The 23,789-nt window shown below is 52.2% G+C and carries 25 protein-coding genes, 1 tRNA gene and 1 other RNA gene; 11 read left to right on the forward strand and 16 right to left on the reverse strand.

The features are described from left to right. Positions 1–32: 32 nt before the first annotated feature. From trmD to ffh, 4 genes are all read right to left on the reverse strand, one after another. Positions 33–800, reverse strand: a complete 768-nt coding sequence (trmD, locus tag AB8818_RS21915; RefSeq protein WP_008502493.1) for a tRNA (guanosine(37)-N1)-methyltransferase TrmD — start codon at positions 798–800, stop codon at positions 33–35. Positions 801–831: 31 nt separating this feature from the next. After that, a complete protein-coding gene (gene rimM, locus AB8818_RS21920; protein WP_003863136.1) occupies positions 832–1,371 on the reverse strand; it encodes a ribosome maturation factor RimM in 540 nt (179 codons plus the stop codon). Between the two features lie 15 nt (positions 1,372–1,386). Further along, positions 1,387–1,635, reverse strand: coding sequence for a 30S ribosomal protein S16 (rpsP, locus tag AB8818_RS21925; protein WP_022649067.1), 249 nt, complete (start codon positions 1,633–1,635; stop codon positions 1,387–1,389). 287 nt (positions 1,636–1,922) lie between these two features. Further along, the gene (gene ffh, locus AB8818_RS21930) at positions 1,923–3,284 is read right to left on the reverse strand and encodes a signal recognition particle protein (protein WP_014884878.1); all 1,362 of its coding nucleotides are present in this window, start codon (positions 3,282–3,284) and stop codon (positions 1,923–1,925) included. Positions 3,285–3,450: 166 nt separating this feature from the next. Between ffh and AB8818_RS21935 the strand changes: the two genes are divergently transcribed. Together AB8818_RS21935 and AB8818_RS21940 are read left to right on the forward strand one after the other, a co-directional pair. Further along, a complete protein-coding gene (locus tag AB8818_RS21935; RefSeq protein ID WP_116343829.1) occupies positions 3,451–4,242 on the forward strand; it encodes an inner membrane protein YpjD in 792 nt (263 codons plus the stop codon). 19 nt (positions 4,243–4,261) lie between these two features. Then, complete coding sequence (locus tag AB8818_RS21940) at positions 4,262–5,548, forward strand: HlyC/CorC family transporter (RefSeq protein ID WP_032644905.1); 1,287 nt, start codon at positions 4,262–4,264, stop codon at positions 5,546–5,548. Positions 5,549–5,599: 51 nt separating this feature from the next. On the opposite strand, the gene grpE is transcribed toward AB8818_RS21940, so the two are convergent. Then, positions 5,600–6,193, reverse strand: coding sequence for a nucleotide exchange factor GrpE (gene grpE / locus AB8818_RS21945; RefSeq protein WP_032644906.1), 594 nt, complete (start codon positions 6,191–6,193; stop codon positions 5,600–5,602). 122 nt (positions 6,194–6,315) lie between these two features. Here grpE and nadK point away from each other — a divergent pair, with 122 nt between their 5' ends. The 3 genes from nadK (at position 6,316) to bamE (ending at position 9,418) form a co-directional block, all read left to right on the forward strand. After that, positions 6,316–7,194 (forward strand): NAD(+) kinase, encoded by an 879-nt coding sequence (nadK, locus tag AB8818_RS21950; protein WP_008502500.1) that lies wholly within the window; start codon positions 6,316–6,318, stop codon positions 7,192–7,194. An 85-nt stretch (positions 7,195–7,279) separates the two neighbouring features. After that, the gene (gene recN / locus AB8818_RS21955) at positions 7,280–8,941 is read left to right on the forward strand and encodes a DNA repair protein RecN (protein WP_192985122.1); all 1,662 of its coding nucleotides are present in this window, start codon (positions 7,280–7,282) and stop codon (positions 8,939–8,941) included. Positions 8,942–9,079: 138 nt separating this feature from the next. Continuing rightward, a complete protein-coding gene (bamE, locus tag AB8818_RS21960) occupies positions 9,080–9,418 on the forward strand; it encodes an outer membrane protein assembly factor BamE (RefSeq protein ID WP_116343796.1) in 339 nt (112 codons plus the stop codon). 103 nt (positions 9,419–9,521) lie between these two features. Here bamE and AB8818_RS21965 read toward each other — a convergent pair whose 3' ends face one another. Together AB8818_RS21965 and AB8818_RS21970 are read right to left on the reverse strand one after the other, a co-directional pair. After that, positions 9,522–9,809: an RnfH family protein gene (locus AB8818_RS21965; protein WP_192985120.1), complete on the reverse strand. Its 288-nt coding sequence runs from the start codon at positions 9,807–9,809 to the stop codon at positions 9,522–9,524. After that, on the reverse strand, positions 9,799–10,236 hold the full coding sequence (locus AB8818_RS21970; protein WP_008502504.1) for a type II toxin-antitoxin system RatA family toxin: 438 nt from the start codon (positions 10,234–10,236) through the stop codon (positions 9,799–9,801). Before AB8818_RS21970 ends, AB8818_RS21965 begins: the two co-directional genes overlap by 11 nt. A gap of 156 nt (positions 10,237–10,392) precedes the next feature. Here AB8818_RS21970 and smpB point away from each other — a divergent pair, with 156 nt between their 5' ends. From smpB to AB8818_RS21995, 5 genes are all read left to right on the forward strand, one after another. Then, entirely contained in the window at positions 10,393–10,875 is a 483-nt protein-coding gene (gene smpB, locus AB8818_RS21975) for an SsrA-binding protein SmpB (RefSeq protein WP_008502505.1), read from the forward strand. Between the two features lie 89 nt (positions 10,876–10,964). Continuing rightward, positions 10,965–11,328: a transfer-messenger RNA gene (ssrA, locus tag AB8818_RS21980) on the forward strand. A gap of 952 nt (positions 11,329–12,280) precedes the next feature. Then, a tRNA-Pro gene (locus AB8818_RS21985) sits at positions 12,281–12,375 on the forward strand. A 211-nt stretch (positions 12,376–12,586) separates the two neighbouring features. Further along, complete coding sequence (locus tag AB8818_RS21990; RefSeq protein ID WP_063157299.1) at positions 12,587–12,826, forward strand: DinI family protein; 240 nt, start codon at positions 12,587–12,589, stop codon at positions 12,824–12,826. Between the two features lie 225 nt (positions 12,827–13,051). Further along, a complete protein-coding gene (locus tag AB8818_RS21995; protein ID WP_371200015.1) occupies positions 13,052–13,723 on the forward strand; it encodes an SOS response-associated peptidase in 672 nt (223 codons plus the stop codon). Here AB8818_RS21995 and AB8818_RS22000 read toward each other — a convergent pair. The 3 genes from AB8818_RS22000 to AB8818_RS22010 form a co-directional block, all read right to left on the reverse strand. Further along, positions 13,716–14,984 carry a Y-family DNA polymerase gene (locus AB8818_RS22000; RefSeq protein WP_371200017.1) on the reverse strand — a complete coding sequence of 423 codons (1,269 nt, stop codon included), beginning with the start codon at positions 14,982–14,984 and terminating at the stop codon, positions 13,716–13,718. The two genes, AB8818_RS21995 and AB8818_RS22000, sit on opposite strands and share 8 nt — an antisense overlap. A 2-nt stretch (positions 14,985–14,986) precedes the next feature. Next, positions 14,987–15,406 (reverse strand): translesion error-prone DNA polymerase V autoproteolytic subunit, encoded by a 420-nt coding sequence (locus tag AB8818_RS22005; RefSeq protein ID WP_248035603.1) that lies wholly within the window; start codon positions 15,404–15,406, stop codon positions 14,987–14,989. Positions 15,407–15,624: 218 nt separating this feature from the next. Further along, positions 15,625–17,184 carry a tail fiber domain-containing protein gene (locus AB8818_RS22010; RefSeq protein ID WP_371200018.1) on the reverse strand — a complete coding sequence of 520 codons (1,560 nt, stop codon included), beginning with the start codon at positions 17,182–17,184 and terminating at the stop codon, positions 15,625–15,627. 126 nt (positions 17,185–17,310) lie between these two features. Here AB8818_RS22010 and AB8818_RS22015 point away from each other — a divergent pair, with 126 nt between their 5' ends. Further along, positions 17,311–17,673 (forward strand): hypothetical protein, encoded by a 363-nt coding sequence (locus AB8818_RS22015; protein ID WP_371200019.1) that lies wholly within the window; start codon positions 17,311–17,313, stop codon positions 17,671–17,673. On the opposite strand, the gene AB8818_RS22020 is transcribed toward AB8818_RS22015, so the two are convergent. Genes AB8818_RS22020 through AB8818_RS22045 form a run of 6 tightly spaced genes read right to left on the reverse strand, consistent with a single transcriptional unit; the run spans position 17,638 to position 23,789 of the window. Beyond that, entirely contained in the window at positions 17,638–18,279 is a 642-nt protein-coding gene (locus AB8818_RS22020; protein ID WP_371200020.1) for a hypothetical protein, read from the reverse strand. The genes AB8818_RS22015 and AB8818_RS22020 overlap by 36 nt on opposite strands. Continuing rightward, positions 18,276–18,578 (reverse strand): hypothetical protein, encoded by a 303-nt coding sequence (locus AB8818_RS22025; protein WP_023618263.1) that lies wholly within the window; start codon positions 18,576–18,578, stop codon positions 18,276–18,278. The genes AB8818_RS22020 and AB8818_RS22025 overlap by 4 nt, the downstream gene beginning before the upstream one ends. Continuing rightward, positions 18,572–22,012, reverse strand: coding sequence for a host specificity protein J (locus AB8818_RS22030; RefSeq protein WP_371200021.1), 3,441 nt, complete (start codon positions 22,010–22,012; stop codon positions 18,572–18,574). Before AB8818_RS22030 ends, AB8818_RS22025 begins: the two co-directional genes overlap by 7 nt. 51 nt (positions 22,013–22,063) lie before the next feature. Continuing rightward, positions 22,064–22,663, reverse strand: a complete 600-nt coding sequence (locus tag AB8818_RS22035; protein WP_371200022.1) for a tail assembly protein — start codon at positions 22,661–22,663, stop codon at positions 22,064–22,066. Between the two features lie 50 nt (positions 22,664–22,713). Then, positions 22,714–23,049, reverse strand: a complete 336-nt coding sequence (locus tag AB8818_RS22040; protein ID WP_371200023.1) for a hypothetical protein — start codon at positions 23,047–23,049, stop codon at positions 22,714–22,716. A gap of 29 nt (positions 23,050–23,078) precedes the next feature. Continuing rightward, positions 23,079–23,789 (reverse strand): C40 family peptidase, encoded by a 711-nt coding sequence (locus AB8818_RS22045; protein ID WP_371200024.1) that lies wholly within the window; start codon positions 23,787–23,789, stop codon positions 23,079–23,081.

A 23,789-nucleotide genomic window follows, 5' to 3' on the forward strand; every position in this document is an offset into this window, starting at 1 on the left:
TTATCCTGGGTAAACTGATATTCGGGAGCGTATTACGCATTCCCATCATGTTCATGCTGCTGTTGCGCGTGTTCAGTTTTGAACTCGGCCAGCAACTTTGCTTGCTCTTCAGTCAGAGCCAGGTTTTCCAGAAGTTCAGGTCTTCTAAGCCAGGTTCGGCCCAGCGACTGCTTCAAACGCCAGCGACGTATCTCGGCATGGTTTCCAGACAGTAACACCGCCGGTACTTCCATCCCTTCTAACACTTCAGGACGAGTATAGTGTGGACAGTCCAGCAATCCATCGGCAAAAGAATCTTCCGTTGCCGAAGCTTCATGGCCCAGAACCCCCGGAATGAACCGGGCGACGGAGTCAATCAGCGTCATTGCGGGTAACTCACCACCGCTGAGAACGTAATCGCCGATAGACCATTCTTCGTCAATCTCGGTTTGAATTACGCGCTCATCTATCCCTTCGTAGCGTCCACAGACCAGAATCAGCTTTTGATTCGTCGCCAGTTCGCTCACGCCCGCTTGATCAAGCTTGCGTCCCTGAGGTGACAGATAAATCACCTTCGCGCCTTCACCTGCCGCGGCTTTTGCTGTGTGAATAGCGTCCCGTAAGGGTTGCACCATCATTAGCATCCCCGGTCCGCCGCCGTAAGGACGATCGTCCACGGTACGGTGCCGGTCATGAGTAAAGTCACGAGGACTCCAGCTCTGGATGCTCAGCAGGCCATTCTTTACTGCCCGGCCAGTTACCCCGTAATCGGTAATCGCGCGGAACATTTCAGGAAACAGGCTAATTATGCCAATCCACATAGCGCCGTCTTTTACCGTTTATCCGGAGAATTTAAAAACCAGGATCCCAATCTACTTCAATGGTTTGAGTAGTGAGATCGACTTTCTTGATAACCTGTCCATCGAGGAACGGAACCAACCGCTCCTTGATGCCAAATGCATCTTTCAGGTTTGCCTTAATGACAAGAACGTCATTTGACCCGGTTTCCATCATATCGATGACTTTCCCCAGGCTGTAACCTTCAGTGGTAACTACCTGGCAGCCCATAAGGTCTTTCCAGTAGTAGTCGCCCTCTTCCAGCTGTGGCAACTGCGACGAATCCACGACAATTTCACAATTAGTCAGCGCATTCGCGGCATCACGATCGTCAATGCCTTTCAGCTTGATGATGATGTCCTGATTGTGGTGACGCCAGCTTTCCAGCTCGACCTCTTCCCACTTACCGGCTTTCTGGATGAACCAGGGCTGGTAATCAAAAATGCTATCAGCGTCTTCAGTGGAGGAAAACACTCTGAGCCAACCACGGATACCGTAGCAAGAACCCATTTTTCCCAATACGATCGGTTCAACAGGTGCTTTATTGCTCATCATGACCACCGTGACAGATTAAGCTGCTTTGTTTGCTGCTTTGATCAGCGTAGCAACGCGATCGGAAACAGTAGCGCCCTGGCCAACCCAGTGAGCGATACGATCCAGATCCAGACGGGTTTCTTCTTCTGCGCCAGAGGCCAGTGGGTTGAAGAAACCAACGCGCTCGATGAAGCGACCGTTGCGTGCATTACGGCTGTCAGTCACAACAACCTGGTAGAACGGACGCTTTTTAGCGCCGTGACGTGCTAAACGAATAGTTACCATAACATCCTCTTGTGTGAATAAAACAACCGGGCCCCATCGAGGAACGGAGCCCGGGTGTCATATTAAAAGCCCGAAAATTTTACTGATTTTTGGGGAAAATGCAATCAGCAGTTGATAAGTCTGCAGTAAAAGGCCGTCGGCGAGCGCGCAGAAAGCGGAGCGTACACGTAGTACGTGAGCATTTACTCGCTCCGCTCGCCCTTCGGGCCGCCCTAAAGGGCGTTCAAAACACTATCGTGTTTTGTCGAGCACTCCCCGGCGTCAAAATGGCAAACAAGCCAGGCCGATCAACGTCCTGGGAATCCAGGGGGCATCATCCCTTTCATGCCGCGCATCATCTTCGCCATACCGCCTTTCTTCATTTTCTTCATCATGCGCTGCATGTCGTCGAACTGTTTCAGAAGACGGTTAACGTCCTGCACCTGCATGCCGCAACCGGCTGCGATACGACGTTTACGGGAACCTTTGATGATGTCCGGGTTAGCGCGCTCTTTCAGCGTCATCGAGTTGATGATCGCCTCCATACGCACCAGCACCTTGTCATCCATCTGCGCTTTCACGTTGTCTGGGATCTGGCCCATGCCCGGCAGTTTGCCCATCAGGCTTGCCATGCCGCCCATGTTTTTCATCTGACGCAGTTGCTCAAGGAAGTCGGTCAGATCGAAACCGTCGCCTTTTTTCAGCTTGCTGGCCAGCTTCTCGGCCTGCGCGCGGTCAACCTTGCTCTCGATATCTTCGATCAGCGACAGCACGTCGCCCATGCCGAGGATACGGGATGCGATACGGTCCGGGTGGAACGGCTCCAGCGCTTCAGTTTTCTCGCCCACGCCGAGGAATTTAATCGGCTTACCGGTGATGTGACGAATGGAGAGCGCCGCACCGCCGCGGGCGTCACCGTCCACTTTGGTCAGCACCACGCCGGTTAACGGCAGCGCTTCGTTAAACGCTTTCGCGGTATTCGCCGCATCCTGACCGGTCATGGCATCGACAACGAACAGGGTCTCTACCGGGTTGATAGAGGCATGCACCTGTTTGATCTCGTCCATCATCGCTTCGTCAACGTGCAGACGACCGGCGGTATCCACCAGCAGCACGTCGTAGAACTTCAGCTTCGCTTCTTTCAGCGCGGCGTTAACGATGTCGACAGGCTTCTGGGCAACGTCGGACGGGAAGAAATCCACGCCGACCTGCTCGGCCAGGGTTTCCAGCTGCTTGATCGCCGCCGGGCGATAGACGTCCGCTGAGACCACCAGCACTTTCTTCTTGTGCTTTTCACGCAGGAATTTACCCAGTTTACCGACGCTGGTAGTTTTACCCGCCCCCTGCAGGCCCGCCATCAGCACCACGGCCGGCGGCTGAGCGGCCAGGTTAAGCACCTGGTTCTCTTCGCCCATCGCCGAAACCAGTTCGTTACGAACGATTTTGACGAACTCCTGACCCGGGGTCAGGCTCTTGTTAACTTCATGACCAACCGCCTTCTCTTTTACGCGGTTGATAAAATCACGAACAACCGGCAACGCCACGTCTGCTTCCAGCAGCGCCATGCGCACTTCGCGCAGCGTTTCCTTGATGTTCTCTTCAGTAAGGCGTCCGCGGCCGCTGATGTTGCGCAGCGTGCGCGACAAACGATCGGTTAAATTATCAAACATTGTCTCTCGCCTGAGTAGAAACGTTGGGCCGCATTGAGCGACACATACACAGAATTTTGCCGGAGTATAACATGAAGGCGCCTTTGTTGTTATGCAACGGTTGGAGCAGGCGTCACGTAACGTTATACTGCTTCTCTTTCTTATTAAGACAACTGTCGATGCCTATATGCCTGTTTTCGCACTGATCGCCCTTGTTGCCTACTCTGTCAGCCTCGCGCTGATTATTCCCGGACTGCTGCAAAAAAACAGCGGCTGGCGGCGCATGGCTATTCTTTCGGCGGTCATTGCACTGATAAGCCACGCGTTTGCGCTGGAATCACGCATTATTCCCGGCGACGGCAGCGTGCAAAACCTGAGCGTCCTCAACGTCGGCTCGCTGGTCAGCCTGATGATCTGTACGGTAATGACCATCGTCGCGTCTAAAAATCGCGGCTGGCTGCTGCTGCCGATTGTCTATACCTTCGCGCTGATCAATCTGGCCCTCGCCACCTTTATGCCTAATGAATTCATTACGCATCTGGAGGCGACGCCGGGGATGCTGGTGCATATCGGCCTGTCGCTGTTTGCCTACGCGACGCTGATTATCGCCGCGCTTTACGCCATGCAGCTCGCCTGGATTGACTACCAACTGAAAAACAAAAGGCTGGCGTTCAACCATGAAATGCCTCCGCTGATGGTCATTGAGCGTAAGATGTTCCACATCACGCAGATAGGCGTGGTGCTGCTGACGCTCACGCTCTGCACGGGCCTGTTTTACATGAAGAACCTGTTCAGCGTGGAGAATATCGATAAAGCAGTGCTCTCCATCATCGCGTGGTTTGTCTATATTGTCCTGTTGTGGGGCCATTACCATGAAGGCTGGCGCGGTCGTCGCGTCGTCTGGTTCAACGTCGCGGGTGCGGGCATTCTCACCCTTGCCTATTTTGGCAGCCGCTTCATACAGCAATTTGCTGGCTAAGTAACAAAAGGAGTTCCCCCTGGAACACATCTCTACCACCACGCTGATCGTTATCCTGATCGTCATGGTGGTCATCTCCGCCTATTTCTCCGGCTCGGAAACCGGCATGATGACCTTAAACCGTTACCGGTTGCGTCATCGTGCTAAACAGGGTAACCGTGCCGCCCGTCGCGTTGAAAAACTGCTCCGCAAACCGGATCGGCTGATAAGCCTGGTGCTTATCGGCAACAACCTTGTCAACATTCTGGCCTCAGCCCTCGGCACCATCGTTGGGATGCGTCTGTACGGCAACGCCGGGGTGGCGATTGCCACCGGCGTGCTGACGTTTGTGGTGCTGGTGTTTGCCGAAGTACTGCCAAAAACTATCGCCGCGCTTTACCCGGAAAAGGTGGCCTACCCGAGCAGCTTCCTGCTGGCGCCGCTGCAGATCCTGATGATGCCGCTGGTCTGGCTGCTGAACATGGTGACGCGTGTTTTGATGCGGATGGTGGGAATCAAAGCGGACGTCACTATCAGCAGCGCGCTCAGCAAAGAAGAGCTGCGCACCATTGTGAACGAATCCCGCTCGCAGATCTCCCGGCGCAATCAGGATATGCTCCTGTCGGTGCTGGATCTGGAAAAAGTGAGCGTGAACGACATCATGGTGCCGCGTAACGAAATCGTCGGTATCGACATCAACGACGACTGGAAAGCCATTGTCCGCCAGCTGACGCACTCCCCGCACGGGCGCATCGTGCTGTATCGCGACTCGCTGGATGACGCCATCAGCATGCTGCGCGTGCGCGAAGCCTACCGTCTGATGACCGAGAAAAAAGAGTTCACCAAAGAGGTGATGCTGCGCGCCGCCGACGAGATTTACTACGTGCCGGAAGGAACCCCGCTCAGCACGCAGCTGGTGAAATTCCAGCGCAACAAGAAGAAGGTCGGCCTGGTGGTCAACGAGTACGGCGATATTCAGGGGCTGGTGACGGTCGAAGATATTCTGGAAGAGATTGTTGGGGATTTTACTACGTCAATGTCTCCTTCCCTTGCGGAAGAGGTCACCCCGCAAAACGACGGTTCGGTGCTGATTGACGGTAGCGCGAACATTCGGGAACTCAACAAAGCCTTTAACTGGCATTTGCCGGAAGATGAAGCTCGTACCATGAACGGGATGATTCTGGAAGCGCTGGAAGAGATCCCGGCGGCGGGCACGCGGGTGCGCATTGAGCAGTACGATATTGATATCCTGGACGTGCAGGACAATATGATTAAGCAGGTGAAGGTGCTGCCCGTCACGCCACTTCGGGAAAGTATTGCCGAATAAAACGTAGGCCGGGTAAGGCGAATGCCGCCACCCGGCACTACAGGTAGCAAATTACGCTTTCGCTTTCGCGACGGTCACCATCGCAGCGCGAATGGTACGGCCGTTAAGGGTGTAACCTTTCTGCATCACGCCCAGCACTTTACCGGCTTCAATCTCTTCAGATTCAACCATCGCGATGGCTTGGTGAACGTTTGGATCCAGCGGCACATCGGTATCCGCAATCACTTCCACGCCAAACTTACGCACCACGTCGAGCATGGATTTCAGCGTCAGTTCGATACCTTCGATCATCGCCGCGTTGTCCGGATTTGCTTTGTCAGCCACTTCCAGCGCGCGATCGAGGCTATCGATCACCGGCAGCAGTTCGTTGACGAATTTCTCCAGCGCAAATTTATGCGCTTTCTCAACGTCCTGCTCGGTACGACGACGCAGATTTTCCATTTCCGCCTTGATGCGCAGAACGGTGTCGCGTTCGCGATTCTGTGCTTCTACCAGTTGGGCTTCCAGATTCGCAATTTTTTCATCGCGCGGGTCCACCTGCTCAGCAGATGCGTCTGGCTCTACAGCCTCAACCTCATCGTGCTGTTCCGTGATAATTTCTTCAGGGGCTTGCCCCTCAGGCGTTTTCTGTTCTTTACTACTCATGAATTTCTCCGCGTTTTTCTGCATTCATCTCGCTAACTTCGCTTATTATGGGGATCAGTTTCCTGGATTCAAGGGAACAAGAGAGATTGTCATCATTCATCAGGCACAAGGACCTCCAGAAAATGAATAATCATTTCAGGTGTATTGGGATCGTCGGGCATCCGCGTCACCCTACCGCATTGACGACACATGAAATGTTGTATCGCTGGTTGTGTAGCAAAGGCTATGAAGTGATGGTCGAGCAGCAGATTGCGCAGGAGCTGCAGCTGAAAAGCGTCAAAACCGGCACGCTGGCGGAAATTGGCCAACAGGCCGATCTCGCCGTGGTGGTGGGCGGCGACGGCAATATGCTCGGCGCGGCACGCACGCTGGCGCGTTATGACATCAAGGTCATCGGTATCAACCGCGGCAATCTCGGTTTTTTAACCGACCTCGACCCGGACAATGCGCAACAGCAGCTGGCCGACGTGCTGGAAGGTCACTATATCAGTGAAAAACGTTTCTTACTGGAAGCGCAGGTGTGCCAGCAGGACTGTCAGAAGCGCATCAGCACCGCGATTAACGAGGTGGTGCTTCACCCCGGTAAAGTGGCGCACATGATTGAGTTCGAAGTTTATATCGATGAAATCTTTGCCTTCTCCCAGCGTTCTGACGGGCTGATTATCTCCACTCCAACCGGCTCAACCGCCTACTCACTTTCTGCGGGCGGCCCGATCCTGACGCCCTCTCTTGATGCCATCACCCTGGTACCGATGTTCCCGCACACGCTCTCCGCCCGCCCGCTGGTGATTAACGGAGACAGCACGATACGTCTGCGCTTCTCGCACCGCCGTAACGACCTGGAGATCAGCTGCGACAGCCAGATCGCGCTGCCGATCCAGGAAGGTGAAGATGTTCTTATTCGCCGGTGTGATTACCACCTGAATTTGATTCACCCGAAAGATTACAGCTATTTCAATACATTAAGCTCGAAGCTTGGCTGGTCAAAAAAATTGTTCTGATTTTGCATCCAGGACTTTACTGTATAAAAAACCAGTTTATACTGTATGAAAACACAGTTATGGTTTTTCATACAGGAAAACAATTATGCTGGCACAACTGACCATCAGCAACTTTGCCATTGTTCGTGAGCTTGAGATCGATTTCCACAGCGGCATGACGGCGATCACCGGGGAAACCGGTGCGGGTAAATCCATTGCCATTGATGCCCTCGGCTTGTGCCTTGGCGGCCGTGCAGAGGGCGACATGGTGCGCATGGGCGCAAACCGTGCCGACCTGTGCGCGCGTTTCTCTCTGAAAGACACCCCTGCGGCCCAGCGCTGGCTGGAACAGAATCAGCTCGAAGATGGACGTGAGTGTTTACTTCGCCGCGTGATCAGCAGCGACGGACGCTCACGTGGCTTTATCAACGGCACGGCGGTCCCGCTCTCCCAGCTCCGCGAACTCGGCCAGCTGCTTATCCAGATCCACGGTCAGCATGCGCATCAGCAACTCGTCAAACCAGAACAGCAGAAAGCCCTGCTTGATGGCTATGCGGGTGAGTATGCGCTTACTCAACTTATGGCGGAGCACTACCGCTTGTGGCATCAGAGCTGCCGCGAGCTCGCTCAGCACCAGCAGCAAAGCCAGGAGCGCGCCGCGCGTGCGGAGCTGTTGGCGTACCAGCTTAAAGAGCTGAACGAATTCAACCCGCAGGCGGGTGAGTTTGAGCAAATCGACGAAGAGTATAAGCGCCTGGCCAACAGCGGCCACCTGCTCTCAACCAGCCAGAATGCCCTCAACATACTGGCAGATGGCGAAGACGTGAATCTCCAAAGCCAGCTGTATAATGTCCGTCAACTGGTCACCGAACTGGCCGGCATGGACAGCAAGCTTTCTGGCGTACTGGATATGCTGGAAGAGGCCGCGATTCAAATCTCTGAAGCCAGTGACGAACTGCGTCACTACTGTGAGCGGCTGGACCTCGACCCGAACCGTCTGTTTGAGCTGGAGCAGCGCCTTTCCCGTCAGATCTCACTGGCGCGCAAGCACCATGTCACGCCGGAAGAACTGCCAGGCTACTATCAGTCTCTGCTGGAAGAACAGCAGCAGCTTGACGATCAGGCTGATTCGCAGGAAACCCTCTCTCTGGCCGTTAACCTGCATCATCAGCAGGCGCTGACCACGGCGAAAAAGCTGCATGAGATCCGCCAGCATTACGCTCAGGAGCTCGGCCAGCACATCACCGATAGCATGCACACGCTGGCGATGCCGCACGGCGTCTTCACCATTGATGTCCGTTTTGAAGAGAACCACCTGACGGCAGAAGGGGCGGATCGCATCGAGTTCCGCGTCACTACCAACCCGGGGCAGCCGCTGCAGGCAATCTCCAAAGTGGCATCCGGCGGTGAACTGTCGCGTATTGCGCTGGCGATTCAGGTGATTACCGCGCGTAAAATGGAAACCCCAGCGCTTATTTTCGATGAAGTGGATGTCGGCATCAGCGGCCCAACGGCGGCGGTGGTAGGTAAACTGCTGCGCCAGCTAGGTGAGTCGACGCAGGTAATGTGTGTCACCCACCTGCCGCAGGTCGCGGGCTGCGGTCATCATCACTTCATCGTCAGTAAAGAAACCGACGGCGAAATGACCGAAACGCACATGAAGCCGCTGGATAAACGTGCGCGTCTGCAGGAGCTGGCGCGCCTGCTCGGCGGCAGCGAAGTCACGCGTAATACCCTCGCGAACGCGAAAGAACTGCTGGCGGCATAAACTTTTTCGGGATCTCAGGGTCATACAGAACAATAAAAACGCCGCCAGACCGGTTTCAAAGTGGGGCAAGGTCTATTATCATCGGCATATTACATATGAGCCGCGTTCTGCTCGGGCCCGAAAAGGAATCAAATCACTATGCGTTGTAAAATGCTGACCGCTGCCGCAGCGGTTCTTCTGATGTTGACCGCAGGCTGTTCCACTCTGGAGAAAGTGGTTTACCGTCCTGACATCAACCAGGGGAACTACCTTACCCCTAACGATGTGTCCAAAATCCGTGTGGGGATGACACAACAGCAGGTCGCTTATACACTGGGAACCCCGATGATGACCGATCCATTCGGCACTAATACCTGGTTCTATGTATTCCGTCAGAAGCCGGGTCATGAAGATGCGACCCAGCAGACCCTGACGCTGACCTTCAGCAGCGCCGGCGTGTTGACCAACATCGACAACAAGCCTGCCCTGACCAAATAATCAGAAGTCAGAAATGCAAAAAGGTGCTCATTGAGCACCTTTTTTGTATTTCTTTTATCCCCTCGCCCCTTTGGGGAGAGGGTCAGGTTGAGGGGAAAACACGCTACTTACTCGCTTTCTCCGCACGCTGGCGACGCAGCTCTTTCGGGTCGGCGATCAGCGGACGATAAATCTCCACCCGGTCTCCCTCTTTCAGCACGTCGCCAAGCTTCACCGGACGGCTGTATATCCCGACCTTATTCTTCGCCAGGTCGATATCGCTACGAAGCTCAAGGATACCGGACGCGAGGATAGCCGCTTCTACGGTTGCCCCCTCTTCCAGCGTCACGCGCTGCAGATACTGCTTCTCCGGCAGCGCGTATACCACTTCAACAGCGATCTTATGCGACACTGTAAACCTCTTTGGCGCGGGTGGTGAACGCCTGAACCATATTCGACGCCAGCTCTTTAAAGATGCGGCCAAACGCCAGCTCAATCAGCTTATTGGTGAACTCAAAGTCCAGATGGAACTCAATGCGGCAGGCATCAGCGCTCAGAGGTGTGAACTTCCACCCCCCCATCAGCGTTTTAAACGGGCCATCCACCAGATGCATCAAAATACTCTGATTGTTGGTCAGCGTATTGCGGGTGGTGAACGTCTTGCTGATACCCGCTTTGGAGACATCCACCGCCGCAGTCATCTGCGTCGGGCCAGACTCCAGAACGCGGCTCCCGGTACATCCCGGGATAAACTCTGGATAAGACTGAACATCGTTCACTAACTGATACATTTGTTCCGCGCTGTAAGGCACAAGCGCAGTACGGCTAATCTGAGGCATAGCATTTTCCATGGTCACACAACGGACAAATAATAACATTTATCACCTGTTAAAAAAACGCTAAGGCTCATCTCGTGCTAAGATAGCGCGTTAGACCTCACAGGACGCAATGAGGTGACTTTTTGAAATCAGATTACCGACGGCTTTACGACACTTATGACGAAGAAAAAAGCACATAAACCAGGCTCGGCGACCATTGCGCTCAACAAGCGTGCTCGCCACGAGTATTTCATTGAAGAAGAATTCGAAGCTGGCCTTGCGTTGCAGGGCTGGGAAGTAAAATCGCTGCGCGCCGGGAAAGCCAACATCGGCGACAGCTACGTGATCCTTAAAGATGGCGAAGCCTTCCTGTTCGGCGCGAACTTTACGCCGCTGACCGTCGCCTCGTCACACTACGTATGTGACCCAACGCGCACCCGCAAGCTACTGCTGAACAAGCGTGAGCTGGAATCCCTCTACGGACGCATCAACCGTGAAGGTTTCACCGTGGTTGCCCTGTCACTGTACTGGAAAAACGCCTGGTGCAAAGTGAAAGTTGGCGTCGCGAAAGGTAAAAAACAGCACGATAAACGTACTGACCTGAAAGAGCGCGAGTGGCAGTTGGATAAAGCGCGCATCATGAAAAACGCAGGACGTTGATTCTGCACACTTATTGTACTATTCAATAAGTTAGCGTTCCGGGCTGGTATCCAGGAAGTGAAATCTGGTATACTCAGTTCAACACTATTGGGGCTGATTCTGGATTCGACGGGATTTGCGAAACCCAAGGTGCATGCCGAGGGGCGGTTTGCCTCGTTAAAAGCCGCAAAAAAATAGTCGCAAACGACGAAAACTACGCTTTAGCAGCTTAATAACCTGCTCTGAGCCCTCTCTCCCTAGCTTCCGCTCTTAAGACGGGGATCAAAGAGAGGTCAAACCCAAAAGAGATCGCGTGGAAGCCCTGCCTGGGGTTGAAGCGTTAAAACTAATCAGGCTAGTTCGTTAGTGGCGTGTCTGTCCGCAGCTGGCGTGCGAATGTAAAGACAAACTAAGCATGTAGTACCGAGGATGTAGAAATTTCGGACGCGGGTTCAACTCCCGCCAGCTCCACCAATCATGATTGGACAGTGCTAGGACAGCACTATAAAAAACAGGAAGTTAGCAGTCTCAGCAGGACACCGACCAGACGGTGAGGAGACTAAAAAGGATACGCAAAGGAGCCGCGGCTCCGGAGTGATACAAAACCCGCTTATGCGGGTTTTTTTGCATAGAGGTTCAAAATGTCTTCGTCAATCAAACAACAAATCAAAGATCGTGAAGAAAGCGTTGCCTCTATACATAAATGTTTCGCTAATGCATTACATTGCTATGTAATCCATTATTCATGCGAATCTTTTTATGATGTTCATGGCGGAAAGTCGACTAGGATAACATCGATAGCTGTGCGTAACTTAGGCAGTGCACAAACAGACCACTGGGCGCTTAATCGGTCAGCTGAGCTACTGAAACTCGACATATCAAATCCTGCTAATCTTGATATTCTCGAGAAGGACCTTCTTGATAATTTCTTCGCCTTTTTAAAGCGTTACGGAACTTGCACTTTCCTTCATTGGAACATGCGTGATAATAACTATGGTTTTCAGGCCTTGCAGCATAGGTATGCAGTGCTTGGCGGAGAACCATTTGTGCTGACAGACGATAGAAAGTTGGATCTTGCAAGAGCAACAACATCTATTTACGGACGTAACTATATAGATCATAAAGCAAAAAACGGCAGGGCCGGAAGATTGATGGCACTTGTTGAAAAGAATAATATTGCTGATAAAGACGTTTTGACAGGCCAAGAAGAAGCTGATGCATATGTTAATGGTGAGTATAGAAAACTAGAAATGTCCACTCTCCGCAAAGTGGATATCTTATGCAACATAGCCGAACGGATTAATGACAAAAGCCTCGAAACAAATTCTCGTTGGTTTAAACCAAGAAGCTTGCATCCATATTGGCTATTGACTAGGGCAAAAGAACACCCACTCATCATTGGTGCCGCTGTAATCAGTATCGTCATCGGAGTTGTAAATCGAGGATACGAGTTCTATTCCAATCTTCATCACTGACATGGGGTGTCGGGGGTCGGAGGTTCAAATCCTCTCGTGCCGACCAAAAACACATTGAAAACCAGCCTCTTATGGCTGGTTTTTTTATTGGTAATTTTCTTGTGGGGAAACATTGGGGAATAACTGGGGAATAACTACCGATAATTTTTCTTCAATCGGACGAAAAATCCCATCCTGTAGGTCGAATCCCTCGCTTGACACTGTATATTTTTACAGTAAAAATAAAACCTCCTCTCACAGAGATTAAGGAGACTGTTATGTTTGTTGAGTTGGTTTACGATAAGCGAAATGTTCAGGGTTTGGATGGCGCAAGAGAAATTATTTTGGCTGAGCTGACGAGGCGAGTTCATAGCATATTCCCTGATGCTGAAGTGAAGGTTAAGCCTATGCAGGCTAACGGATTGAATAGTGATGCCAGCAAAAGTGACCGTGAAAAGTTGAACCGTATGCTGGAGGATATGTTTGAAGAGTCTGATATGTGGCTTACTAATGAATGAATTTCCATATTGTCATCACAGCGAACCCAGATCCCCTATCGGATTTAGCGCTCTCTATTGGCAATGTCGCAACTTTGCGTAGCTCCTTCCAGTTTCACAACGTATCGCTTTACGCATTTCATCCTCATCAGCATAATCCCCGCGAATCCGTTTGTAAGACTTAACCAGCGCGCGCTACTTTTTCTCCCTGCCCTATACTTTCAGTCTGACTGACTGGAGGTTTCTATGTGTGGACGTTTTGCACAAGCACAAACCCGTGAAGAATATCTGGCTTACCTGGCCGACGAATCCGATCGTGACATCGCCTATGACCCGGAACCAATCGGCCGTTACAACGTAGCACCCGGCACCAAGGTCCTGCTACTGAGCGAACGCGACGAGCAGCTGCACCTCGATCCGGTGTTATGGAGTTATGCACCCGGGTGGTGGAATAAAGCGCCTCTGATAAACGCGCGCGTTGAGACTGCGGCCACCAGCAGAATGTTTAAACCGCTCTGGCAACATGGCAGAGCAATATGCTTTGCAGATGGTTGGTTTGAATGGAAACGGGAAGGTGACAAGAAACAGCCTTTCTTCATCCACCGCGCCGACAATCAGCCAATCTTTATGGCTGCAATCGGCAGCACGCCGTTCGAGCGTGGCGACGAAGCAGAAGGTTTTCTCATTGTGACGTCTGCTGCTGATAAAGGCCTCGTGGATATTCACGACCGCAGGCCGCTGGTTCTGTCACCTGAAGCGGCGCGCGAATGGATGCGCCAAGACATCGGCGAGAAAGAAGCTGAAGAGATAGCCGCTGACGGTTCCGTGCCAGCAGACAAGTTTATCTGGCACGCCGTCACGCGCGCCGTGGGAAATGTGAAAAATCAGGGTCCAGAGTTAATAGAGCCCATTACCTGACCACAAGCAGATCCGAAAACCGTGTGGTGTATCGTGGTGAAAGCATTTCTCGCTTCATCTGCCACTGCTGATGAATGCCCTGCCCGGCAAAGAAGAGTGTTCCTTTCCCGTCTTTCGCGTTCAAGTGATCGAGCACCTCCATCAACTTATCGCTTCCAGCGCGAGGCGCGTGCTCATCGAAAAGGTTAAGCTGCGCCACCCCTTGGCTGAAAAAATCTCCCAGCATGATTCCAGCCTTTTGATAGCGGTGGCCATCCCTCCAAATTTTGTCCAAGCACTTTATCGCGGCGTTGATGATGTCGCGGGAATCCTGAGTGGGGGTAAGAAGCTTCACTGACGCGCTGTTACCGTAATACGGCTCGTTCAGGGCAAAAGGTGACGTCTTCACGAACGCAGATATAAAACGGCAATACTGGTGTTCGCCGCGAAGCTTTTCAGCACCACGCGCCGCATAGCTGCAGATAGCCTGCCGCATCTGTTCGTATTCGGTAACGCGTTCACCGAACGACCTGCTACACACAATTTCCTGCTTAGCTGGTGCAAACTCCTCCAGATCCAGACATGGTTCGCCGCGCAGCTCCCGGACAGTTCGCTCCAGGACGACATTGAAGTGCTTTCGAATAATCCACGTACTCTGCTCAGAGAGATCCAGAGCAGTTTTGATACCCATCGCATTGAGCTTTTTGCTGATGCGTCGGCCGACGCCCCAGACATCCTCTACGGGCACGATCGCCAGCAGCCGACGCTGCCGATCAACATTTGACAGGTCAACTACCCCGCCCGTCTGCCGCTGCCATTTCTTCGCTGCATGATTGGCAAGCTTCGCCAGTGTCTTTGTCTGGGCAATGCCAACCCCGACAGTCAGGTGCGTACGCTTCAGAACTGTAGCGCGGATCTCTTTGCCAAAGTCAGTCAGGTCCCAGCAGTTCCTAACGCCCGTCAGGTCACAAAAAGCTTCATCGATACTGTAAATTTCGACGCGGGGGCTCATTTCTTCCAGCGTCGTCATTACTCTGTTCGACATATCAGCGTAGAGTTCGTAGTTGCTGCTGAAGCAAACAACACCAGCGCGCCTGAATAGTTCTTTCTGTTTGAAGAATGGCTCACCCATCGTTATTCCAGCTGCCTTTGCCTCAGCGCTACGGGCTATCACACAGCCATCATTATTCGAGAGAACGACAACCGGCCGTCCTTGCAGATCCGGTCTGAACACAGTCTCGCATGATGCGTAGAACGAATTCACATCACAGAGCGCAAACATATTCAGCTCGCAGATTTAACGATGAAAGTCACGACGCCGAAAACGTCCAGCGTGTCTTCGCTGCCCACAACAATTGGACTATAGGAGCTGTTCATAGGATTGAGTTGCACGGTCGGGCGCAGCTGCAGGCGTTTAACAGTGAATTCCCCTTCTACTGCGGCGATGACAATGTCACCGTGCTCTGCCGTGCGCGAACTGTCCACCACCAGCAGATCGCCGTCACTAATCCCAGCTTCGATCATAGAGTCGCCGGCAGCCTTAACGAAATATGTTGAGCTCGGATGAGCGACAAGTAACTCATTGAGATCGATGCGCTGTTCAACGTAATCAGCCGCGGGGCTCGGGAAACCACACTGAACTAAGTCACTGAAAAGCGGGAGAGTGATAATTTCTCGAAGTTCTGTTGGCCTGATGAATTCCATTGCACACACCTCAAATACTGTTTTTATATACAGTAGTTTCATTTGAGTGAGCGCGCAAGACAGAGGGACTACCCTGACTGCTTAAAGCTTCGCCGTTTCGTTTCTAAGTTTCTATGTCGCTTCGAATTATGAGTTTTGTAAATTTTATGGCAATAGCTCTTTGCGAGCAGATTTTAGCCGCCGCCCATTCTTGCATACGATGGGCAGCGGTTTTCTCATTATGAACCAGCAAAATTATTTCTAAGGTCTGCAAGTTCTTTCTGTGTAGCTTCCAGCTGCTTAATGACGAAATTCAGCGCCAGTACCGCATCAACTAACAGGACGTTGTTATCAAGCGCCAGGGTTGATGGCTTTTGTGTCTCGGTTCCATCCTCTTCAATTTCAATCCCTCCTGGCACCTCTTTCACGTAGTCCGGGTCAATCAGCATGATATCCTGGGCGATCACACCACGGCGAACGCGCTCCTTTTCATCGTTTTTGTAGATAAACGTAGTCGGTTTCATGGCTTTGATGTTTTCGACCGACGCTTTGCCATCTGTGTAAGTGATATCTTTTTTCAGGTTGGCATCGGATGTCGCTGATTTATTGAACACATAGTCACCAGCGAAACCGCCTGTTCCTGATACGTAGATATCGCCGGACACGAGATTAAATTGCCACGCTCGAGTACCTGCATTACCACCGTCGCCTAGAGTCATCATAACGATACTCGGCCAGGCTGATGCCCCATTCGCTACCGAACCGATTGCAGTCGCAGCATGATAGCCACCGGATGCGCCTGAGTGCCAACGCAGAGCAGGAACATATCCGCTGTCGTTATTCTGTGTCAGGTTAGGGCGGCTAAATGAAATATTGGTGTTGTCGGCATTGGCTATATCCATATACCCGCCACCGCCCCCCACACCAGGCGCCTGAACAGATTTACTACGGAATCGGCCATCAGAGTACCAGCGATAATCGGAATTTGTTGAAATGCCGTCGAAGATATTCATCTGTACGCGGTTTAAGTCGGTACCAGCTCCTCGAATGGCGCCCATTCTCCATATGCCCGCGTAATAGTTACCCGCAATCCAGTTTACATAGTTTTCTGTAGGTCCATCAGAGGACACATTTGACAGTGAGATAGATTTATTACCACCTGACCCACTCGCAATGCCGACTTGGTTCCCAGATGTTGCAATAACACTACCGGAAACCGTGCCGCCTGTTTTTCCGTTCACCGTAGTAAGGCGTGAATCGTCGCCTGCGGCCACCGTTCCCGCATCTGTTCCTACGTTCTTCGTGGCGCTGTTTCCCAAACCGAGGTTTGTGCGACTGCCTTCTGCCGTTGTTGCCCCGGTACCGCCCTGGTCAATCGGGAGAGCACCATTGGTACCTTTCTGAGCCAGTTTTCCGATACCTGGGATAGTTACGGGGGTGCCGTTGATCATAACGGTAATGTTCTGGTTGGCTGAGGTTGTGACGAACGTCTCCCACGCGCCAATGTTCTCGTCATACTCTTTGATGAGCTGCGACATTGCCTGTGCCAGTCCGTCGACAGAGATATTGTCGGACACCAGGATTCCATACTTCTGACCACTCAGTGCCGGAGCGGCGGCAGGTGTAACCGTCATCGAGGTGGAGCTATCCACGCTTGAGATCTGGAAAATTTGAACCGGGCTCGACATGACGATAATCGTCTGGCCAGCGCGGACCTGGCTGGCAGGTGCCGTCCAGTTAGTACCCGTCCCTGTGGCGGTATTTCCGTTGATAGCAATGATTCCAGTGTTATAAAGCATGAACTACCTCACGATAATAACGATCGTTTAAAGCGATCAATAATGTAAAATTGATCGCTCTTATCAATCTGACTATTTTTTAAACTCAAATAAAATGGATATTCACGCAGATACAGGAATGTAGAAATGAAACGATTATTTGCCGTGGCACTTTTGCTGGCGGCTGGCTGTGCTGATAAAGACAGAGACTATGCTTTCAAAATGGATTACCCGGTGGATGCGGCGCGCTTATCTCTTGGAGGAGATATTCACGTGAATATTGACTGTACCACGAGGGAAGTTAACGTAATTTCAGACAGCAGTAATGGCATCTTCAGCCGACATATAAATAAGCGGCTCAGCAATATCTGTTATAAGAAAACGGATAAGCTTGATGTCGTATACCGCTTCGAACCTGCAAAGGGTGTTAAGCAAGACATGATCGCTACTCACTACCCCCGCGTCCCGCCAGTATCAAATTCCGCCAAACTGAGCGATGGGAATTCGTAACCCTCGTCCCTGAAGTGTCTGGCTCCAGTTGCGCTGATTTTTGGATATATACCTGCCCTGCAACTGTGAGCCAGTCCATTTTAAAGCGATCCCTGAGTAACCCGTCGCCCCGCCATCATCACTTAGATTTCCCGGACAGTTGTTAACCAGAATCCACGGGTTAAATCCGAGGTTTATAGCAAAGGTGTTGTTCTGCAGATCATAACTCGCTGGCACGTCAAAAAAACCAACTACCCTGGGCATTTTCGATGCTGATGCAGCGCTCCAAATAAGGTTTCCTCCTGCGTCGAACACGTCCAGGTAACCGCTCTGCATTCCAATGTTTCGCGCCGTGCGTATCATCCTCCCTGCATTATCTTCAAGAAGATCGGCGCCGGGTAATCCATACTTATTTGTATCCAGTTGAAGCCAGCGTAAATTCCCGTCATTCCAGAATTGTTGCTGGGTAAATCCCAGCGTGCTTCCGTCACCAAACGGGCTGTCTACACTGTAAAACCCTTTTTCAGTTACAGCCCCCAGAGAGCGCTGATCATAAAAAAGGGTGGACCTGTTTTGCGAGTCAACAAGCAATTTCCCAGCACTGTTGTAAACTTCAAATCCACTCATTGAAAGTTATAAACCTCAACATTAAAAGTGAATGCCGGACTACCGGTGATAGGCAAATAGAATGCAGTAAAGCCGCCATTATAAGCACGGCAGTAATATTCGTTTGCAGTAACGCCAGCCGTGACAATCGATATAAATGTACCGTCCTGAGTAATGCCGGGATAAGAAACGTCCTTAGCCGTTTCCCCCGCCGCAAATGTTACTGAAGTGCTTCCAATATACCGAATAGCGTAATCACTTAAATCGACGGCAATACGGCCTGCGCCGTCCCAGCACTGTAAACCCTGTGGCATTACCATAACCCCATTCTGACGCGCAGCACGTTGTTGCTGTCATAGATTTGAATGAGCGTGCTGGATATCAGCATCCTTCCGCCGCCGCCCACACCGTTAATTTCAAACGTTCCCCCTTTATCGAGTCTCCAGCCGGCAGATCCCGCCACATAGTTATTGGATTGAATAAAGTTGCCGATTTTGGCGTTTTCAATGGTACCGTCCTGAATGAAGCTGGCCCTGATGAACGTCTGCCCATTCTGGATCACAAATGGCAACGCCACGCTATTTCCTGCTGCCGTAGTGACGGCAAAACGGTCGGCCAGGAAGATTACCTGCGACTGCATCCCTGATGGCGTATTCTCCACCCCGATCCCCATTCCTGCAGCGTAATACTGGCCATTACTCGTTACCCCAACCTTGATGTTGTACATCGCGCTGAGCTGGCCGTTTACGTTCGCAATGGCCTGGGCGTTCGTGGTTATAGAGGCAGTATGTCCATTGACTGTCGCCGTAATAGCATTTATCTGCGTGGCTGTAGACTGCTGATAATTCGAAACCGTCTGGCTCAGGCTATTGATGGATGCCGTATTACCGTTGACGCTCGTCTGCAAGCTCAGCAATGCACGTGCCGTTGCCTCCCTGTCATTGACGATCACCTCATCAATGCGGTCCAGCTGCGCGCTGTTACCGGCAACCGATGCCGACAGGGTTTTACGCGTGGCCACCTGAGCGAGGTTGGCCTGGATTATCGCAATTGCCGAGTTCTTCACGCCTCCTGTCATGCCGTCCATCGACACAGAAATCTCGTCTATTTTCACTTCGGCCTGCGCCAGCCCGTCAGCGTTCTCCTGGATGTCTTTCGCCTGCTGCTCGAGCTCGTCGGCATGCTTTTTGATTTCATCCACCATGCCTGCAACTTTTTCGTTGCTGTCCACCGCGTTCTCGATCAGGTCTTTGAATGTGTCGGAGTCTTTAATTTCCTCCAGGATCACATCGGTGATGTCGGAAACATCGATGCTGGCCTGACCTCGCACCCATTCAGTGAAACCTGATTCGTTGCCGGTTCGGTCCACCAGCTGCGCGCGGTACCAGAAAATCTGCCCTGCCTTAAGGCCCATTTGCTGATATTTGCGCTGCGGGTAAGGCACGTCGGCCAGCAGCATTGCATCGTCTTCGGTACCGGTCAGGCTGTACTGAATTTCCGTCTTCAGCGTGTCGTCGGTATTCGCCGGGAATCCCCAGTTCAGCTCGATACCGAATACCACGTTCTCAGAAGCGATGAAGCCAACCGGCTTCGGTGGATTGCCCACTTTACCCGTCAGCGTTTTCTCTTCTGAATAGCCCCATCCAGATGAAATTTCGGCGGCATTGATTGCGCGCACGCGTACCAGGTAGCGACCGGCATAAATTCCCGGGACGTCAAATGACGTAGTGGAGCTGCGCGGCACGTTAACCCAGTTCCCGTCATTGCGGCGCCATTGCGCTTCATAGGCGATAGCGTTCTGCGCCTGCTCCCAGCTGACGCGCATGGTCTCAACACTGATATTCTGCTGAACCACCGAAAACGAACTGATCGTAATATTGGCTGGCGGGGACTGACTACCAGGCGGAATAACACTTATTGGCCGCTGGTCGATGATGGCGCCGGTATCGATACGGGCATACTTATCCGGATCATGAAAAGCACCAGTAATCGAAAACGTGCCGTCGTTATTATCAGCGACGCTGATAACACGATATTGCTGTGCATAAAGCTCGTCGGATTCGACAATCCATACCGCTTCGACTGCCGGTGTTTCGCTGTAGGCCGTGGTCACGGTGACAGCCCGACCGTTAACGCTCTGTATCGTCCTGCTCTGCGATGCGCCGGACGATAGGTTAACCATAAGGCGGCTTCCGGGTGCGGCTGCCGAATCACGATCAAGCGTGATAACGCGACCGTTAACCGCGCTGATGCGCCCTCCCATCACTTTTCCGGAAAGCAGCTCATCGGCAACCGCGATGATATAACCAGGCTGTGGGATCTTGCCGTCAAGACCAACATCGAACGACACGATGCGATCCTTGTTATTGGTCAGGATACCCCAGCGCCCCTTACGGTTTGCCTCTGACTGCCGGGTACAACCAATGGCTGTCATTTCGAGCTGGTTTGTGCCAAAGCGAGCAACGAGATCCTGTTCAAATACCGGCTCCATCGCATCCGCATAGGCATTACCCGGATCAGACCAGGAAACCAATGCTGTGGTATAGCGGGTTTTCGTGGTGCTGCCCGAATAGGTAAAGCGCCCATTAACCACGTTTGCACGCGTGTAGCTGTAATCCACATCGCGGGGCATATCCGCCAGCGCAACGATTTGATCGCCACCCCAGTACGTCATGCCCCGGAATATCGCCGCAAAATCACGTAACACGGTATAGGCGTCATTCCTCTCCTGCACGTACACGTTACAGGTATAGCGAGGCTCAGTGCCGCTACCGCCTTTACCATCAGGAACCGGCTGATCGCAATATTGCGCAACCTGGTAAAGCGTCCATTTATCAATATTGGCCGCCGTCAGGCGATTGCCCAGCCCAAAGCGGTCGCTCACCACCAGATCGTAAAAAATCCAGGCTGGATTATCCGTCCACGCCCACTTAAACGCCCCAGTCCATGTGCCGCTATAGGTGCGGGTCTCCGGGTCATACGTATCCGGAACGCGGATTACACGCCCTCGCGGTTCGCAGGATATTTGCGGGATGGAGCCGTTAAACTGGCTTGAATCGAATTCAATGTACAGCAGCGCGGTGTTTGGATAGCGCAGTTTGGCATCGATTACCTCCGTGTAGCTCTGCAGCGTCATCGTGTCGCCAATTTTCGCACTGTTCGCATCCGCGGTGAGCTTGCGAAGGCGTACCGTCCAGGTGCTTCCCGCCTGCGGTAAGTCGATACGGTGGCTGCGTTCGTAGCCTGATGTGGTTTTCCCGGTGACGCTGGTATTAAGCACGGTCTGCCAGGTACCGCCATCTGTCTGCAGATCGATAGCGTAATTAATCGAATAGCCGACCAGATCGCCGTCGTCCTCCTGTTTAAACAGTGATGGCCATTTGAGGCGCAGACGAATGGCTGACAGCTGGGTGTTGGTAAAAGTATGCGTCCAGGCCGTAGTGCTTGATACTTCGGTACCAACGCTGATTTCATTCTCGGTACCAGGGATGCCCTGAATATACTTTTGAGCCTGAGTCCCCGGCCGGAACTCCCATGCCACGCCGCTGAAGTTTTGCGATCCGTCTGCGTTCTCCAGTGGCGTGCCGTCAAGATAGATATCTTTAGCCGTTAACTGCCCCGCAAATTCCCCCTCTCCCAGCGCAACAAGAATCTTGGCCTTCGCTACGGACTGGAGATCATCTGGCTGTTCGGTAGGGGTGCGGGAGCTGGAACTGCCGCCCTTGCGGCCTCTAATCTGAGTAGAAGTAGCCATATTGTGCCCATAAAAAAAACCACCCTGAGGTGGCCTGAAAGAAGGTTTTATTTACTGCTGATCTTCGACATATATCCCGGCAGAAATAATCGCGCCGCCGATTCGCCGGCGACCATAAAGGAGTGGTACCGGGTAGCCCTGCGCAGCGGTGTTTGTGACACCGCCAAACGCGTAGGAGGCGCGGTTATCAGAGCTTTGTTTGCTGGCCAGACCCGCTGGTTGAGGGGAAAGCATCTGGACAACCCCACCAATCATCATCGCAGCACCTAATTTAGCAGCCGCAAAACCAGCGGTTGATAACGTACCACCCGAAAAATAACCAACTGCCACACCGACAACGACGAGTACAGCACCCAGAATTGTTTGTAATAAACCAGATTTTTTGCTGCCAATTATTACCGGAACAATGCGAATAACCTCACCGGTAACCGGAAAGCCCAGGTCATCCACACCGATGTTTTTTTTACCCTTAAACACGGAGTAAGTGAGCCCACGGCGTTGGCTGGAAATCATAAACTGTTCAAATCCCGGAACAGTCTTTGCGAGCGATACTCCCGCCTCACTGACGCGGGAAATAAGACGGTGATGAACTTTCCCAAAAGTTTTTCCCAGCACACCGCCAAGCTCAATTCTGGTCATGACCTCTGGCATATATATCTCCGGCATAAAAAAACCACCCGAAGGTGGTCAACTTAATTTCTTCACAGACACGAATGAACTGCTTTTCCCCAGTGATCATTCCATCCTTTCGCCACTGCATAAACCTTAACATCACTGCCGCCACTGGATGATGAATCGATATTCACTACTGATAATGCCCCAAATATGTCATCGGAGGCCGTTATTTTATATCCAGTCTCGGTAGGAATGCTTGTGCTTGATGAACGCAATTCAACCCATTTAGGCGCTATGCATCTGTTAAGTTGATCAACACTTTTTTGTGAATGACCAGAAAATATGGGCTTTTGGGATTCAAGCGAGCTAACAGAACAACCAGCTGCACTAATAATCCCTAACGCCAATATGAATTTTTTCATATACCTATCCCCTATGTTTTACCAAAAGATTAACACAGAGATTTGTAACGAAAAATCTTCATTGTTCTTTCCTGCCAGTATCCGCCATAAGGAACACGTTGACTCAAATGCCCGTAAAGATGGTGCAGCAGCATGTTTCCCTCCAGCAATATCCCGGCATGATTCCACTTATCGGCCTGCACCTGCATGATGACCAGATCACCTTCCTGGGGCGGGCCATCAAACTCCCTGAATCCGCACTCGTACCAGCACTCCTGATAGAAATTGTCCGGGTAGTCGTTTTCCCACCAGGGATAATCCACCCGATAATCGTGGAGCTCGATACCGTGGGTCTGCCGGAAATAGCTCATTACCAGACCCCAGCAATCGAAATGGCCAAGGACGAACGGACGCTCCAGCAATGGCAGCTCCCCGCGTGGCTGAATGGTACGTAAATCCCCCTCTGGCCAGCTCACAATATGCCAGGGCAGCAGCGTTGCATCACACTGTGCCTTATCCAGCTCGCTGGCCTGCGTCGTCGCATCAGGATGGCTGTGAACAATGGCCACCACCGTCCCCCAGTCTTCTGCCGCTGCGTAATCTTCGGGGGACAGGTGAAAATGTTCAGTCGGCTCAGCTGCGAGATTACGACAGGGAAAATAGCGCTCAACCCGGCTTTTCTGTGCCACCACGCCGCAGCACTCGCGCGGATATTCCGCTGCAGCGTGTGCCATGATGGCATCAATAGTTTTCTGGCGCAT

Origin of the sequence: Enterobacter sp. KB-280D8, from assembly GCF_041399405.1 — a bacterium.
Lineage (GTDB): Bacteria > Pseudomonadota > Gammaproteobacteria > Enterobacterales > Enterobacteriaceae > Enterobacter > Enterobacter cloacae_N.